The sequence below is a fragment of the uncultured Enterococcus sp. genome, assembly GCF_913775425.1.
GTDB lineage: Bacteria > Bacillota > Bacilli > Lactobacillales > Enterococcaceae > Enterococcus_G.
On the sequence record NZ_CAJYIS010000012.1, the window covers coordinates 1 to 16,850 of the forward strand.

General features: G+C 39.7%; 13 protein-coding genes. 12 read left to right on the forward strand and 1 reads right to left on the reverse strand.

Features of this window, described 5'->3' with window-relative positions; genetic code table 11:
• Both purD and guaC read left to right on the forward strand, forming a co-directional pair.
• On the forward strand, positions 1–1,227 hold a 1,227-nt coding region (gene purD / locus QZ413_RS01410; RefSeq protein WP_297075446.1), incomplete at its 5' end, for a phosphoribosylamine--glycine ligase.
• Positions 1,228–1,352: 125 nt separating this feature from the next.
• Positions 1,353–2,330 (forward strand): GMP reductase, encoded by a 978-nt coding sequence (gene guaC / locus QZ413_RS01415; protein ID WP_297075467.1) that lies wholly within the window; start codon positions 1,353–1,355, stop codon positions 2,328–2,330.
• 161 nt (positions 2,331–2,491) lie between these two features.
• On the opposite strand, the gene QZ413_RS01420 is transcribed toward guaC, so the two are convergent.
• On the reverse strand, positions 2,492–3,478 hold the full coding sequence (locus QZ413_RS01420; protein WP_297075447.1) for a hypothetical protein: 987 nt from the start codon (positions 3,476–3,478) through the stop codon (positions 2,492–2,494).
• 486 nt (positions 3,479–3,964) lie between these two features.
• On the opposite strand from QZ413_RS01420, the gene pdhA reads away from it, so the two are divergent.
• The 10 genes from pdhA to QZ413_RS01470 form a co-directional block, all read left to right on the forward strand.
• The gene (pdhA, locus tag QZ413_RS01425) at positions 3,965–5,071 is read left to right on the forward strand and encodes a pyruvate dehydrogenase (acetyl-transferring) E1 component subunit alpha (RefSeq protein ID WP_016185391.1); all 1,107 of its coding nucleotides are present in this window, start codon (positions 3,965–3,967) and stop codon (positions 5,069–5,071) included.
• 3 nt (positions 5,072–5,074) lie between these two features.
• Positions 5,075–6,052, forward strand: a complete 978-nt coding sequence (locus tag QZ413_RS01430) for an alpha-ketoacid dehydrogenase subunit beta (protein WP_016185392.1) — start codon at positions 5,075–5,077, stop codon at positions 6,050–6,052.
• Between the two features lie 26 nt (positions 6,053–6,078).
• A complete protein-coding gene (locus QZ413_RS01435; protein WP_297075449.1) occupies positions 6,079–7,677 on the forward strand; it encodes a dihydrolipoyllysine-residue acetyltransferase in 1,599 nt (532 codons plus the stop codon).
• A gap of 7 nt (positions 7,678–7,684) precedes the next feature.
• Positions 7,685–9,091, forward strand: coding sequence for a dihydrolipoyl dehydrogenase (gene lpdA / locus QZ413_RS01440; protein ID WP_297075451.1), 1,407 nt, complete (start codon positions 7,685–7,687; stop codon positions 9,089–9,091).
• 92 nt (positions 9,092–9,183) lie between these two features.
• Positions 9,184–9,468: a UPF0223 family protein gene (locus tag QZ413_RS01445; protein WP_297075452.1), complete on the forward strand. Its 285-nt coding sequence runs from the start codon at positions 9,184–9,186 to the stop codon at positions 9,466–9,468.
• Positions 9,468–10,238, forward strand: a complete 771-nt coding sequence (locus QZ413_RS01450) for an inositol monophosphatase family protein (RefSeq protein ID WP_297075454.1) — start codon at positions 9,468–9,470, stop codon at positions 10,236–10,238. Before QZ413_RS01445 ends, QZ413_RS01450 begins: the two co-directional genes overlap by 1 nt.
• A gap of 91 nt (positions 10,239–10,329) precedes the next feature.
• The gene (gene typA / locus QZ413_RS01455) at positions 10,330–12,156 is read left to right on the forward strand and encodes a translational GTPase TypA (protein ID WP_297075455.1); all 1,827 of its coding nucleotides are present in this window, start codon (positions 10,330–10,332) and stop codon (positions 12,154–12,156) included.
• A gap of 123 nt (positions 12,157–12,279) precedes the next feature.
• Positions 12,280–12,576, forward strand: coding sequence for a DUF1507 family protein (locus QZ413_RS01460; protein ID WP_297075457.1), 297 nt, complete (start codon positions 12,280–12,282; stop codon positions 12,574–12,576).
• Between the two features lie 3 nt (positions 12,577–12,579).
• Positions 12,580–13,737 carry an FtsW/RodA/SpoVE family cell cycle protein gene (locus tag QZ413_RS01465; protein ID WP_297075461.1) on the forward strand — a complete coding sequence of 386 codons (1,158 nt, stop codon included), beginning with the start codon at positions 12,580–12,582 and terminating at the stop codon, positions 13,735–13,737.
• A 30-nt stretch (positions 13,738–13,767) separates the two neighbouring features.
• The coding region (locus QZ413_RS01470) for a pyruvate carboxylase (protein ID WP_297075464.1) at positions 13,768–16,850 on the forward strand (3,083 nt) is incomplete at its 3' end.

Genomic DNA, 16,850 nt, shown 5'->3' on the forward strand with positions numbered 1-16,850 from the left:
CGAGAACATGCAATTGCAAAAACGCTACTTCAAGATCAGCAAGTCACTACTGTCTATTGTTGCCCGGGAAATTGTGGAATGACAGAAGCCGGGATCGAAGTCGTGGCAATTGATGCGATGGATTTTGCACGATTAAGTGCGTTTGCGCAACAGCATCAAGTTGAATTTACGATCGTTGGTCCTGAACAACCACTCTCAGCTGGGATTGTGGATCATTTTAAAGCCAAAGGACAATTGATTTTTGGTCCTAGTCAACAAGCAACACAGTTAGAAAGTTCAAAATCGTTTGCAAAAGCCATCATGAAAGAATTGGCGATCTTAACTGCTCCTTATCAAATTTGTACGAATGTTGAACAAGGAAAAGCGTATCTTAAAACGCAAACTTTTCCAATTGTATTGAAAGCAGATGGGTTGGCTTCAGGGAAAGGTGTATTTATTTGTCAGGATTTCACAGAAAGTTGTCAGGTTTTAGAACTGTTATTTACCAAAATGGCTACGACGGTTGTCATCGAACAGTATTTAGAAGGAGAAGAATTCACACTGATGGCCTTCGTTGACAAAACACGTATCTATCCGATGGTATTAGCTCAAGACCACAAGCAAGCCTATGATGATGACCAAGGTCCAAATACTGGTGGAATGGGCGCGTATGCACCGCTGCCGCAATTTAATGAAACGATCACAAAGCAAGTTGTAGAAACGGTCATGCAGCCGGTCGTTTCGCATCTGGCGAATAACGGGATGCCATTTACTGGAATTTTATATGCAGGGATGATGCAAACGAAAGAAGGGTTATATGTCATTGAATTTAATACGCGCTTTGGTGATCCAGAAGCACAGGTCGTATTGCCTTTATTAGAAAGTAGTTTGGTCCAAATTATTCGCTCGCTCCTTCATCACGAAGTACCTGAAGTGCGTTTTTCGAATCAAACGAGCGTAGCCGTTGTTGTCGCGCGTGAAGAATATCCAGAACAGCCAACACCAAAACGGCCGTTTCCTACAATCGTATTGCCCACTAGCCAAGTGTTCTATTCGAATTTAAGTAAAGAAAAAGGAACGTTATATACAGATGGTGGCCGTATTTTTGTAGCCCAACAATTAGGAGAATCGTTAGCGTCAGTCCGTGCATCGTTATATCAAGAGTTAGAGAAAAATAACTGGACAAATTTACGTTATCGTCGCGATATTGGCGATCGATTTGCCAAAAGACGAACAATTGTCGAATAATGTTTAAGAAAAGGTTGGCATATCTTGTTTTTTTTACGTAAATAGCGTAAATTATTACCGTTGAGTGTGCGTGTACGGACACGATAAAACGGACAATAAATAAGCGAGGTATGTTTATGTTTGAGATGAAAGTATTTGATTATGAAGATATCCAATTAGTACCGAATAAATGTATTGTAACGAGCCGTTCAGAATGCGATACGACAGTTACTTTAGGAAAGCATTCATTTAAGATGCCAGTTGTACCAGCAAATATGCAAACAATTATTGATGAAACAATTGCTGAATTTTTAGCAGCTAATGGTTATTTTTATATTATGCACCGTTTTGATGAAGCAGCGCGTGTCCAATTTGTCAAAGAGATGCAAGCAAAAGGATATATTAGTTCGATCAGTGTAGGTGTCAAACCTGAAGAATATGCCTTTGTTGATCAACTAGCTAATGAACAGTTGATTCCTGACTACATCACGATTGATATTGCGCATGGGCATTCGAACGCGGTGATTGACATGATCCAATACATCAAATCAAGACTGCCTGAAACATTTGTTATTGCCGGAAATGTAGGTACACCAGAAGCAGTCCGTGAATTAGAAAATGCTGGAGCTGATGCGACAAAAGTTGGGATCGGACCTGGTAAAGTGTGTATTACAAAAATTAAAACAGGGTTTGGAACAGGTGGTTGGCAATTAGCTGCGGTGCGTTGGTGTGCGAAAGCTGCACGTAAGCCAATCATTGCAGATGGTGGGATTCGAACGCATGGAGATATCGCAAAATCGATTCGTTTTGGTGCAACGATGGTAATGATCGGCTCGCTTTTTGCAGGTCATGAAGAATCTCCAGGTGAAACCATCGAAGAAAATGGCGTATTAATGAAAGAATATTTTGGCTCAGCTTCTGAGTTCCAAAAAGGTGAAAAGAAAAATGTTGAAGGCAAAAAAATCTGGTTGCCTTATAAAGGATCGTTAAAAGATACATTGATTGAGATGCAACAAGATTTACAATCTTCAATTTCTTATGCAGGTGGAAAAGATTTAGAAGCGATCCGTAAAGTGGATTACGTGATCGTAAAAAATTCGATCTTCAATGGAGATACGATTTAATAACAAAGAAGGCTGTGACAGAAATGAGCAGCTTCAAATAATCAGCCGTAACATTCCGATAATAGGATCGCCTATTTTGGGAATGATGCGGCTTATTTTTTTAAATAAAACACCGTGTATTCCTTCTTAGGAAGTATGACAGACTTTTGTTCTATCCTTTTTTAGTTGTAATAGCCTGTCTTTTCGAAATACCATGTAAATAGTCCTTCGAAAAAAAAGATACAATCGTCTCGTAAAGAAAGATTGAAGGATAACATCATATCTTGAACAAGTACACGTGAACAGTTTGTCGGATTAGGACTTTGGTATCGTTCGTGGATACGGACAAAATCATACACTTGAAACAATGGCAACTCGAGTGTCCATAATAAGAAAAAATACCCGCTGATGATCAGTAGATGCTCTGAAAAAGTGGATTGGATATTAACTCGCCTTTGTAAAAAATGATAAAAGGCAATCGTGGTGGTTGACTGTAAAAAAGTCGGGAGTCCAAGTGAAGCAAAAAGCGGTGGTAAAAAAGTATTCTCAGTTGACCAATCCATGTTCTCAATAATAGAGGCGTCAGGTACTGATTGTTTAAGAGATAGCGTAAGTAGCTCGACAAATCGTTGTTCAAAAGAACCCATGGTGCGGTCATTTGTAAAGTGTTCTTCTAGTGTGAGAGAAAGATAGAGAATAAAGCGCTGAATCGTTCCGGTCTTCGTGGCTGAAAACGACATTGGGGAAGAAGTAAAGTGAATGTCTTTAAAATCAGAAAAATAGCGTTGAATCGATTGCATCAAACGGCTGATCGTTGCTTCGCTTACAGCATATTGGACGGCCAATTTTTGTTGTGTCAAGATGGGGTGGTGCAAGAGTTGTTTAAAGATCATGATTTCATATTTTTCTTTAAATGCAAATGCATACTGTGCGTGATAGGTGATAGTTGGCATGTTTGTCATAAAAAGACGGTTTTTCTGGATTAAAAATAAAGGGATGCCTGCTGCAAGGTTTGCTTGCTCGATGATTTTCTTACCTGAAAGTAAAGAAAGGTGATGATCTAGACACAATTGTTCTAAATTTGTTCCAGAAGCAGCTGGAGATAAGTGATCGATAAAAGAGAAACAGTCATAAATCGATGAAGTGAATAGTTGACGGATGGGAAACATGGCGCTCTCCTTTTTTCTGTTATAGTATAATTTGTGTTGTGTCACATACAGATGTGAAAGTTAGCTAGAGGTGCGTGTCGAAAGCTGATGGTGAAGGTAAGTTCAGTATAAAAGAAAACACTATGAATATAAAGCGCTTTTTTATAGTCTAATTTTAATGAATCTCATTTTACGTTAAAAAAACAAATGCAAGTAATCACAAATATACGAAACAGTTCTGTTATTTCTGTTATAATTTGTTCATTTTTTCTGTTTTTATAATCATTTCAATATGTGAAATCAATCACTTTTGTAGAGATGACATACGCTTACTTCCTCATTAAATAATTAAATAAAGAAAGTCATAAAAACATTTTACTTGTCTTATTTTGCTAAAGATGATAATTTATACATGTAAATCATTTTTGCAGTAATACAGAAATGTGTACTGTTATATTTGATAATGAAAGATTCTCAAGAAGAATTAAGAGAGGAAAGTGTGACAAGATGGCAAAGAAAAAAACAATTGACTTTGAAGCTTTGTTAAAAAATATCAACGCTGATTTCCCAACTTACCAAGCATTGGATCAAGATGGAAATGTTGTAAATGAAGCTCTAGTACCAGATTTAAGTGATGAGGAATTAGTAGATTTAATGACTCGTATGGTTTGGTCTCGTGTATTAAATGAACGTTCAACTGCATTGAACCGCCAAGGTCGTCTAGGATTCTTCGCACCAACTGCTGGTCAAGAAGCAAGCCAATTAGCAAGTCATTTTGCTTTTGAAAAAGAAGACGTATTATTACCAGGTTACCGTGATGTACCTCAATTGATCCAACACGGTCTACCTTTAAAAGAAGCTTTCCTATGGTCTCGTGGACACGTTGCCGGAAACTTATATCCTGAAAGCCTAAAAGCTTTACCACCACAAATCATCATCGGTGCACAATACGTGCAAGCAGCTGGTGTTGCTTTAGGTCTTAAAAAACGTAACAAACCAAACGTAGCAATCACTTATACTGGTGATGGAGGATCTTCACAAGGAGATTTCTACGAAGCAATCAACTTCGCTGGAGCTTACAAAGCAAACGCAGTATTCTACATCCAAAACAATGGATTTGCGATTTCTACTCCACGTGAAAAACAATCTGCTGCACACACACTTGCACAAAAAGCAGTAGCAGCTGGAATCCCTGGTATCCAAGTAGATGGTATGGATCCATTAGCAGTTTACACTGTTTCTAAAATGGCTAGAGAATGGTCAGTAGCTGGAAACGGTCCTGTGTTAATCGAAACATTAACTTACCGTTACGGTCCACATACACTTTCAGGTGATGATCCAACCCGTTACCGTACAAAAGACATGGATAACGAGTGGGAATTAAAAGATCCATTGATTCGCTTCCGTAAATACCTAGAAGCAAAAGGAATCTGGTCTGAAGAAAAAGAACAAGAAATCATCGATGCGACTAAAGAAGAAATCAAAGCAGCTGTTGCAGAAGCAGATAAAGTTCCAAAACAAAAAGTTTCTGATTTCTTGAAGAGCATGTTTGAAGTTCAACCACAATCAATTAAAGAACAAATTGAATTCTACGAAGCGAAGGAGTCGAAATAACAGATGGCACAAAAAACAATGATCCAAGCAATCACTGATGCCCTTGCTCTTGAATTAGGCAATGACGAAAACGTCCTAGTATTTGGTGAAGACGTTGGTAATAATGGTGGAGTTTTCCGCGCAACTGAAGGATTACAAGAAAAATACGGCGAAGACCGCGTATTTGATACACCATTAGCAGAATCAGGTATTGCTGGTTTAGCATTCGGTTTAGCACTTGAAGGATTCCGTCCAGTGCCAGAATTACAATTCTTCGGTTTTGTATTCGAAGCAATGGATGAAGTTGTAGCTCAAATGGCGCGTACTCGTTACCGCATGGGTGGCACACGTAATCTTCCAATCGTTGTACGTTCACCATTTGGTGGTGGGGTACATACTCCAGAATTACACTCAGATAACTTAGAAGGATTGATCGCTCAATCTCCTGGTATCCGTGTCGTAATTCCATCAAATCCATACGATGCAAAAGGATTATTAATTGCTTCTATCCGTAGCAATGATCCAGTTGTTTTCTTAGAGCACATGAAACTTTACCGTTCTTTCCGTGAAGAAGTGCCAGAAGAAGCTTATGAAGTACCATTAGATCAAGCAGCAGTTACCCGTGAAGGTTCTGATGTATCGATCATCACTTATGGTGCAATGGTTCGTGAAGCAATCAAAGCGGCTGAAGCAGTTGAAAAAGACGGCATCAGTGTTGAAATCATCGACTTGCGTACTGTAGCTCCTTTAGATATCAAAACAATCATTGACTCTGTTGAAAAAACAGGCCGTGTTGTTGTTGTTCAAGAAGCGCAAAAACAAGCCGGCGTTGGTGCACAAGTGGCATCTGAAATCGCTGAACGTGCGATCTTATCATTAGAAGCACCAATCGGACGTGTTTCTGCTCCAGATACTGTCTTCCCATTTGGTCAAGCTGAAAATGCTTGGTTACCAAACGCAGCAGATATCGAAGCTAAAGTAAGAGAAATCGCAAACTTCTAAGGTAATCAGAAAGGACGAAAGCAAACATGGCATTTCAATTTAAATTACCAGACATCGGTGAAGGAATCGCAGAAGGCGAAATCGTAAAATGGTTCGTTAAAGTCGGCGACACAATCAACGAAGACGACACGTTATTAGAAGTACAAAATGACAAGTCTGTTGAAGAAATCCCTTCTCCAGTAACTGGAACAGTAAAAAATATCCTTGTATCAGAAGGTACAGTAGCAAACGTAGGCGATGTGTTAGTTGAAATCGACGCACCTGGTCACGAAGACGATGCTCCTGCAGCTCCTGCACAAGAACAAACTCCAGAAGCTCCAGCTGCAGAACCTCAAGCTGCTGCAAGCGAAGGTGTTTTCCAATTCAAATTACCTGATATCGGTGAAGGAATCGCAGAAGGCGAAATCGTAAAATGGTTCGTTAAAGCTGGCGATACTATCAACGAAGATGATACATTACTAGAAGTACAAAACGATAAATCAGTGGAAGAGATCCCTTCTCCAGTAACTGGTACTGTCAAAACAATCGTGGTAGCTGAAGGTACAGTAGCAAACGTGGGTGACGTGTTAGTTGAAATCGACGCACCAGGCCACAATAGCGCACCAGCTGCAGCACCAGCTCAAGCAGAAGCTCCTAAAGCAGCTGCATCTACTGGCGATGCTTCAGTTGTTTCAGCTCAAGATCCAAACAAACGCGTGTTGGCAATGCCTTCTGTACGCCAATTTGCTCGTGAAAACGATGTAGACATTACACAAGTAGTCGCTACAGGCAAAAACGGTCGCGTGACAAAAGAAGATATCCAAAGCTTTATGGCTGGTGGCGCTCCGGCTGCTGCAGCTCCTGCTCAAGAAGCACCTAAAGCTGAAGCGAAAGAAGAAAAAGCGGCAGCACCAGCTAAAGCATTTACTTCAAACGTAGCTGAAATGGAAACTCGTGAAAAAATGACACCAACTCGCCGTGCGATTGCCAAAGCAATGGTAAACAGCAAACAAACAGCGCCTCACGTGACATTACACGATGAAGTAGAAGTATCTAAATTATGGGATCAACGTAAGAAATTTAAAGAAGTGGCTGCTGCAAACGGCACGAAATTAACTTTCTTACCATACGTAGTCAAAGCATTAACGGCTACTGTGAAAAAATTCCCGATCTTAAATGCTTCAATCGACGACGCTTCTCAAGAGATCGTCTTCAAACATTACTACAATATCGGTATCGCAACCGATACAGATCACGGATTATATGTACCTAACGTGAAAGACGCAGACCGCAAAGGATTATTTGCAATCGCAGATGAAATCAATGCTAAAGCTGGTCTAGCACAAGAAGGTAAATTATCTGCTGAAGATATGCGTAACGGAAGTATTACAATCAGTAACATCGGTTCAGTTGGTGGAACTTGGTTCACACCAGTAATCAACTACCCTGAAGTTGCGATTTTAGGTGTAGGTACAATTGTTCAACAACCAATTGTAAATGCAGAAGGCGAAATCGTTGTTGGTCGTATGATGAAATTATCATTTAGTTTCGACCACCGTATCGTAGACGGAGCGACTGCTCAAAAAGCGATGAACAACATTAAACGTCTGTTAGCAGATCCAGAGTTACTATTAATGGAAGGATGATAAACAAATGGTAGTTGGAGATTTCGCTGTAGAATTAGATACAGTTGTAATTGGAGCAGGACCTGGTGGCTATGTAGCTGCCATCCGTGCTGCCCAAATGGGTCAAAAAGTAGCGATCATTGAACGTGAATATATCGGAGGCGTTTGTTTAAACGTTGGATGTATTCCTTCAAAAGCGTTGATTTCTGCTGGTCATCATTTCCAAGAAGCAAAAGAATCAGAAATGTTTGGCGTGACTGCTGAAAATGTAAACTTAGACTTTACAAAAACACAAGACTGGAAAAACAATGGAGTAGTAAACAAATTAACTTCAGGTGTTAGCATGCTCTTGAAAAAAAATAAAGTTGAAGTAATCGAAGGAGAAGCATTCTTCGTGGATGACCATACATTACGTGTGATCCACCCAGATTCTGCTCAAACGTATTCATTCAACAATGCGATCATCGCAACAGGTTCTCGTCCAATCGAAATCAAAGGATTTAAATTTGGCGGCCGCGTACTAGATTCAACTGGCGGTTTGAACTTGACTGAAGTTCCGAAGAAATTCGTGATCATCGGTGGTGGTGTTATCGGTTCAGAATTAGGTAGTGCGTATGCAAACCTAGGTTCTGACGTAACCATCCTTGAAGGCTCTCCTCAAATTTTACCAACGTACGAAAAAGACATGGTAAAACTTGTTGAAGCGGACTTCAAGAAAAAAGGCATTACAACTGTCACTAAAGCAATGGCTAAAGAAGCCATTGACAATGGCGATAGCGTAACTGTGAAATACGAAGTAGACGGTAAAGAAGAATCTGTTACTGCTGACTACGTAATGGTAACAGTTGGTCGTCGTGCAAACACTGATGACATGGGCTTAGAACAAGCTGGTGTTGAAGTGGGCGAACGTGGATTAATCCAAGTAGACAACCAAGGCCGTACAAATGTGAAAAACATTTTCGCAATTGGCGATATCACACCTGGTGCTGCACTTGCGCATAAAGCAAGCTATGAAGCAAAAATTGCTGCTGAAGCGATTGCTGGTAAAAAAGTAGCGATCGATTACAAAGCAATGCCAGCTGTAGCCTTTACAGATCCTGAATTAGCAAGTGTTGGAATGACAATTGCTGAAGCGAAAGCTGCAGGAATCGAAGCAAAAGCAGTGAAATTCCCATTTGCTGGAAATGGCCGTGCATTATCATTAGGAAGAACTGAAGGATTTATCCGTTTAGTGACTTCTGTTGACGATAATGTGATTATCGGTGCTCAAATCGCCGGTGTAAGTGCTTCAGATATGATTTCTGAATTAGCGCTTGCGATTGAATCTGGTATGAATGCTGAAGATATCGCATTAACTATCCACCCTCACCCTTCTTTAGGTGAAATCGTGATGGATGCTTCTGAATTAGCATTAGGTTTACCAATTCACGCGTAATTTCAAATAGACCAATCGAGGAATCGATTGGTCTATTTTTTTTACTTGTAGTAAAATAAAGCATAGACTAAAAATAGATAAGGAATGAGTCGATGGAAGAGTATCAATATCCGCTAGATTTAGAATGGACGACAGCTGAAATGGTAAAAGTCGTCAAGATGTGGGAAATCTTAGAAAAGAGTTACGAACAAAATGTGACCGTAGAACAATTTTTAGCAGCATATCAAGCATTTAAAACGGTCGTACGTTCAATCGGTGAGGAACGAAAATTAGGACGTGAATTTGAAGCTGCTTCAGGATATTCCTTATATCACGCTGTAAAACATGCCAAAGCGCTCCAAACAGGGAAATTTTCGATGAAAGGAGTACGCCGTTAATGAATATGATGGCTGATATCGAACAGTTACTTAGACAAGCAGGTGAAAAAATCAAGGCAGCGTCAGCAAACACAAACATTCAAGTCGATACAAAGACCGATCGCAAAGACCTTGTGACCAATATGGATAAAGAGATTCAACGTTTTTTGATCGACGCGATTTTAACACAAGATCCTGATGCAAAAATTATGGCAGAAGAAAATGGTCGCGATCAACTCAATGATTTTTCTGGTAGAGTGTATATTATCGACCCAATCGATGGCACATTAAATTTTGTCCTAGAACAAGAAAATTTTTGTGTGATGGTGGGCATCTATGAAGACAAACGACCAGTACTAGGATTTATTTACGATGTCGTCAAAGAACAAATGCTTTGTGGAGGACCTAGTGAGGGTGTGTATTGTAACGGAACAAAAATAGATGCACCAAAAGATCTTGGACTTAGTGAAGGTCTATTAGGCTTGAATTCCGGGATGTATGCGGCCAATTTTCATCATGCGCGTGATTTAGGACAACAAGCGATGGGCGTTAGAATGTTAGGTTGCGCAGGAGTAGAATTGAGTGCTTTGTTATTAGGGCAACGGATTGGGTACATCTCGAATCTATCGCCATGGGATTATGCTGCAGGTGGAGTGTTATTAGAAACATTTGGGATGAAGATGAGCCGCTTAGATGGGCAACCACTCTCATTTTCTGGTCGAGAATATTTTATTGCGGGGACTAAAAAAGCCTATACAGAAATGATTGCATTGACAAAACAAGAAAATTAGAACAAAATGAAAACTTTCTACTATATTTCAGATTATTTTTCTGTTATAATGACTTGTTGAGTAAATGTTAAAATCGAAGGAGTTAATACAATTGAATTATAGAAATGATATTCGTAACGTCGCTATTATTGCCCACGTTGACCATGGTAAAACAACTTTAGTAGATGAATTATTAAAACAATCTACGACTTTAAATGCCCGTACACAATTACAAGAACGTGCAATGGATTCAAATGCACTAGAACAAGAGCGTGGGATTACAATCTTAGCTAAAAATACGGCTGTAGACTACAATGGAACACGTATCAACATTTTAGATACCCCTGGACATGCCGATTTTGGTGGAGAAGTAGAACGTATCATGAAAATGGTTGATGGAGTTGTCTTAGTCGTAGATGCTTACGAAGGAACAATGCCTCAAACACGTTTTGTATTGAAAAAAGCTTTGGAACAAAATGTTGTCCCAATCGTAGTTGTAAATAAAATCGACAAACCATCAGCACGTCCAGAACACGTAGTTGATGAAGTGTTGGAATTATTTATCGAATTAGGAGCAGACGATGAGCAATTAGATTTCCCAGTTATCTATGCATCAGCATTAAATGGAACCTCTAGTTTATCAGATAACCCTGCTGATCAAACAGAAACAATGGCACCAATCTTTGACACGATCGTGGAACATATTCCAGCACCAGTGGACAATAGCGATGAGCCATTACAATTCCAAGTGTCTTTATTAGACTACAATGACTATGTTGGTCGTATCGGTATCGGACGTGTCTTCCGTGGAACAATCCGTGTTGGTGACCAAGTAGCTTTAATGAAATTAGACGGAACCGTAAAACGTTTCCGCGTTACAAAAATCTTTGGTTTCTTTGGATTACAACGTGAAGAAATCCAAGAAGCAAAAGCTGGAGATTTGATTGCCGTATCTGGTATGGAAGATATCTTCGTTGGAGAAACGGTAACACCATTTGACCATCAAGATGCGCTACCAATCTTACACATTGACGAACCAACATTACAAATGACATTTTTAGTGAACAACTCACCTTTTGCTGGACGCGAAGGAAAATGGGTAACGTCTCGTAAAATCGAGGAACGTTTAATGGCTGAATTACAGACAGACGTATCTTTACGTGTAGAACCACTTGGACCAGATTCTTGGATCGTATCTGGACGTGGAGAATTGCATTTGTCGATCTTGATCGAAAACATGCGTCGTGAAGGATTCGAGTTACAAGTATCTCGTCCTGAAGTAATCGAACGCGAAATCGATGGCGTGAAATGCGAACCTTTTGAACGTGTGCAAATCGATACACCTGAAGAATACATGGGATCAATCATTGAATCTTTAGGAACACGTAAAGCAGAAATGCAAGATATGATCCATACAGGAAATGGTCAAGTACGCATCATCTTCTTAGCACCAGCACGTGGATTAATTGGATATACAACTGAATTCTTATCAATGACTCGTGGATATGGAATCATGCACCACACGTTTGACCAATATCTACCAATGATCAAAGGTCAACTTGGTGGACGTCATAACGGTGCTTTAGTATCGATCGATACAGGTAAAGCAACGACTTATTCGATCATGAGTATTGAAGAGCGTGGAACAGTCTTTGTCGAACCAACAACTGAAGTTTACGAAGGGATGATCATTGGGGAAAACTCTCGTGATAACGACTTAACCGTAAACATCACGAAAGCAAAACAAATGACAAACGTTCGTTCAGCGAATAAAGACCAAACTTCTGTCATCAAACGTCCGAAGAAATTAACGTTAGAAGAATCTTTAGAATTCTTAAACGATGATGAGTACTGTGAAGTAACACCAGAGAACATTCGTTTACGTAAACAAATCTTAAACAAAAACGAGCGTGAAAAATCTCAAAAGAAACGTAAATAAAACAAATCAAAGAAGCACATTTTTGTGCTTCTTTTTTCTATCGTGAAAAATAAAACTTGAAAGAGAATGCATTCTTTCCTTGAAAATATGCTATAATATTGAAATTAGATAGGAGGAAGTCTTATGGAAACTATTACTCCAGAAATGGCCTATTCGCTTTTATTACAGGAAGCGGATCGGATTCGGATGTTGATTAAAAATCAACAGAATCGTCAATGTATTTCACAATGTAAGGCTTTTGAAGAAGTTGTGGATACACAAATGTATGGATTATCTCGACAAATTGCCTTTGCGACTACACTAGGCGTGATTTCAACTCAAACGGGACATCAGCTATTAAGTCAATTAGAACAAGATTTAAATGTCTTGTATACCGATGTATATGCAGAACAGAAAAATGTTGAGGGCAAGGAGGGTTAGGCTTTGCCTGTCAAAGTAAAAAAACGTCATCTATTAGATTTTTCGATCTTGATCCCGTACCTGATTTTATGTATTGTGGGATTAATGATGGTCTATAGTACCACTTCGTATGAATTATTAGAAAATAATATCAATCCAGCCAAGCAAGCTGTACTCCAATTTTTCTTTTGGGTCATCAGCTTGTTGCTAATGGCTGCGATTTACCGCATGAAAACTACCGTCTTACGTAATCAACGCTTATCCGCACTCGTATTGGCGTGTTTGACCCCATTGATGTTTATTGTGTTTGCTTTTCCTAGGGTCAATGGGTCGTTTGGTTGGATCAATATTGGAATTGGGACTTTGCAACCAGCTGAATTTTTAAAATTCGTCACGATCTGGTTTTTAGCTAGTCGGATCGCCAATCGTCAACCAATCATCCAGCATTTTGAAAGCCGTGTGATTTATCACACGTATCATCTGGTCTGGCCACTATTTAGTATTTTTGTATTGGCCCTCTATCCCGATTACGGCAATATGATGGTCTTACTACTTGTTGTCGTGATGATGCTCTTAGGTAGTGGATTGAATTATTTATATGCGCTTTGTGCAGCAGGTTTTATGCTTGTCGGCAGTTTTATTGCGATTTGGTTGGTTCCTTTGTTATCGGGACTGTTACCAAGTCATGTCGTGAATCGTTTCTTGATTTACAGAGATCCATTTAGTGATGAATATGGGCTAGGTCACCAAGCCGTTCAAGGGTATTATGCGATGTTCAATGGTGGATTGTTTGGCCGTGGTTTAGGCAATAGTATTCAGAAAAAAGGATTTTTGAGTGAAGCGCAGACAGATTACGCTTTTGCTATTTTAGTTGAGGAATTAGGGTTGATTGTAGCAATTTTGCTACTCGCTCTTTTATTATATATGATCGCCCGCATCTTTTTAATTGGCATTCGGTCATCGAATCCATTTAATTCATTAATGTGTATCGGGATTGGATCGCTATTTTTAATTTCGATCTTTATTAATCTTGGCGGCATTACCGGAGTGATTCCTTTGACCGGGATCACGTTTCCTTTTGTGAGTCAAGGTGGATCGAGTTTATTGATGTTTTCAGTATGTATCGGTTTTGTATTGAATATTAGTGCAGACGAAAAGAAAAAACGTTTGCAGCTGATATAGATAAAGTTTTTTGATTGAAGGAGTGGTTAAATGAACAAGGTTCTTGTAGCAAACCGTGGTGAAATTGCCGTACGTGTGTTTCGTGCGTGCGCAGAATTGGGTATTCAAACAGTTGGGGTTTATGCAGCTGAAGATGAGTATTCTGTTCATCGCTTTAAAGCGGATGAAGCCTATTTAGTTGGTGAAGGTAAAAAACCAATTGATGCTTATTTGGATATTGAGAGTATCATTCAAATTGCCAAAGATTCAGGTGCCCAAGCAATTCATCCCGGATATGGTTTTTTATCAGAAAACTTAGCTTTTGCTAAACGTTGCCAAGAAGAAGGTATCGTGTTTATCGGTCCAACTGTTCATCAGTTAGATATTTTTGGGGATAAAATCAAAGCAAAAGAAACAGCACTTGCTGCAGGGATTCAATCCATTCCAGGTACAGATGGTCCTGTTTCTGGCGTGGAAGAAGTGGTCGCTTTTGGTACGGAATTTGGGTATCCGATCATGATTAAGGCAGCACTTGGTGGCGGCGGACGCGGAATGCGTGTGGCACACTCTGAAAAAGAAGCTCGTGAAGGTTATGAACGTGCAAAAAGTGAAGCCAAAGCGGCTTTTGGTAGCGATGAAATTTACGTCGAAAAATATATTCAAGATCCAAAGCACATCGAAGTCCAAATTATTGGGGATACACATGGCAATATCGTCCATTTGTTTGAACGAGATTGCTCCGTTCAACGTCGCCATCAAAAAGTGGTCGAAGTGGCCCCATGTGTCTCAATGGACGATGCTCAACGTGAGAGAATCTGTCAAGCAGCCGTTCAATTGATGAAACATGTTTCCTATGTTAATGCTGGGACAGTAGAATTCTTAGTTGAGGGCGATCAATTTTATTTTATCGAAGTGAATCCTCGTGTCCAAGTTGAGCACACGATCACAGAAATGATTACCGATATCGATATCGTAACGACGCAAATCCTAGTAGCACAAGGAAAAGAGTTGCATCAAGAAATCGGAATTCCACAACAAAAAGATATCCACTATCGCGGAGTAGCTATCCAATGTCGGGTAACGACAGAAGATCCGATCCAAGATTTCATGCCCGATACTGGAAAAATCGATACGTATCGTTCACCAGGTGGATTTGGTATTCGTTTAGATGTCGGCAATGCTTACGCGGGCGCTGTGGTAACGCCTTATTTTGATTCATTGCTTGTAAAAGTCTGTACACATGCTCAAACGTTTGATGCAGCGATCCAAAAAATGCAACGTTGCTTAAAAGAATTTCGGGTGCGTGGTGTCAAAACCAATATTCCGTTTATGGCAAACGTTGTCGGTCATGAAACGTTCCGTTCAGGACTTGCAAAAACAACATTTATCGATCAAACAGAAGAATTATTCGTCTTCCCAGCAGTGCGCGACCGCGGAAATAAAACGATGAAATATATTTCTGAGATTACAGTAAATGGATTTCCTGGAGTGGAAAAAACGAAAAAAGCGTTCTATCTCACTCCACGTATGCCAAAACAGTTGATTGTTCCTCAAAAAGGAACTTCGTTTAAGCAACTATTAGATCAAGAGGGCGCACAAGCAGTGAGTCAAGCTGTTTTACAAACCAAAGAAGTCTTATTGACGGATACGACATTTAGAGATGCACATCAAAGTTTACTAGCAACACGTATGCGTACACGTGATCTTGTGGCTATTGCTAGCGAGACAGAAGCGGCTATCCCAGAATTATTCTCAAGTGAAATGTGGGGCGGTGCTACGTTTGATGTAGCCTATCGTTTCTTAAATGAAGATCCATGGGAACGTTTGCGTCTATTGCGTAAAAAAATGCCTCATACCTTGCTTCAAATGCTCTTTAGAGGATCAAATGCTGTAGGATATCAAAACTATCCAGATAATGTGATCCAAGAATTTATCAAAGAAGCAGCGATTCAAGGAATTGACGTTTTCCGAATTTTCGATAGTTTAAACTGGGTACCACAAATGGAAAAAAGTATTCAAACTGTCCGTGATGCAGGAAAAATTGCTGAAGCGACTATTTGTTATACAGGAGATATCAATGATGCAACCCGTGGCAAATATTCGATCGAATATTACAAAGCATTAGCAAAAGAATTAGAACAACTTGGTGCTCATGTCATTGCGATCAAAGATATGGCCGGGTTATTAAAACCACAAGCGGCGTATCGTTTAATCAGTGAATTAAAAGATACCGTTTCTGTACCGATCCACTTGCATACACATGATACAAGTGGGAATGGGATTATGACGTATTCAGAAGCTGTGAATGCAGGGGTGGATATCGTAGACGTCGCGATGAGTGCGATGAGTAGCAGCACGAGTCAACCAAGTATCAGCAGTTTATACTTTGCGTTATTGGATGCGCCACGTGCGCCAAAATTAGAGATTGAACAAGTGCAACAACTCAATCACTATTGGGAAGATGTTCGTAAATATTACCATTCATTTGAAAATGGCGTGAGTGTACCACAAACAGAAGTTTATGCCCACGAAATGCCAGGTGGACAATATTCAAATCTACAGCAACAAGCAAAAGCTGTTGGTCTAGAAGACAAATGGGATGAAATCAAAACGATGTATCACCATGTCAATATGATGTTTGGCGATATTGTAAAAGTAACGCCTTCTTCAAAAGTAGTAGGCGATATGGCTTTATTTATGGTCCAAAACGATTTAACGGAAGAATTGATTTATGAAAAAGGCGATACCATCGACTTTCCTGAATCAGTCATTCAATTTTTCCGCGGTGATCTAGGACAACCAGTCGGAGGATTCCCTGAACGTTTACAAAAAGTGATTTTAAAAGAGCGTACGCCATTAAACGATCGTCCTGGGGTGTATGCCAAGGCTGTTGATTTTGATGAAACTGCGCAAGAATTAGCGCAATTGATCGGCTATACACCAACGAAAAAAGAAGTCTTAAGCTACATCATGTATCCACAAGTCTTCTTAGATTATCGTAAAGCTTATGATCAATTTGCAGATATCCATGTACTAGATACGCCGACATTCTTTGAAGGAATGCGTGTTGGTGAAAAAATCGAAGTAAAACTTGAAAAAGGAAAAGTCTTGATCATTCGTTTAGATGAAATTGG

Excerpts from the sequence above, each read along its gene's own strand:
- QZ413_RS01430 (WP_016185392.1), top strand. The coding sequence starts at position 5,075 with ATGGCACAAAAAACAATGATCCAAGCAATCACTGATGCCCTTGCTCTT.
- QZ413_RS01445 (WP_297075452.1), top strand. The coding sequence starts at position 9,184 with ATGGAAGAGTATCAATATCCGCTAGATTTAGAATGGACGACAGCTGAA.
- QZ413_RS01435 (WP_297075449.1), top strand. The coding sequence starts at position 6,079 with ATGGCATTTCAATTTAAATTACCAGACATCGGTGAAGGAATCGCAGAA.
- lpdA (WP_297075451.1), top strand. The coding sequence starts at position 7,685 with ATGGTAGTTGGAGATTTCGCTGTAGAATTAGATACAGTTGTAATTGGA.
- QZ413_RS01420 (WP_297075447.1), bottom strand. The coding sequence starts at position 3,478 with ATGTTTCCCATCCGTCAACTATTCACTTCATCGATTTATGACTGTTTC.
- QZ413_RS01460 (WP_297075457.1), top strand. The coding sequence starts at position 12,280 with ATGGAAACTATTACTCCAGAAATGGCCTATTCGCTTTTATTACAGGAA.
- guaC (WP_297075467.1), top strand. The coding sequence starts at position 1,353 with ATGAAAGTATTTGATTATGAAGATATCCAATTAGTACCGAATAAATGT.
- pdhA (WP_016185391.1), top strand. The coding sequence starts at position 3,965 with ATGGCAAAGAAAAAAACAATTGACTTTGAAGCTTTGTTAAAAAATATC.
- QZ413_RS01450 (WP_297075454.1), top strand. The coding sequence starts at position 9,468 with ATGAATATGATGGCTGATATCGAACAGTTACTTAGACAAGCAGGTGAA.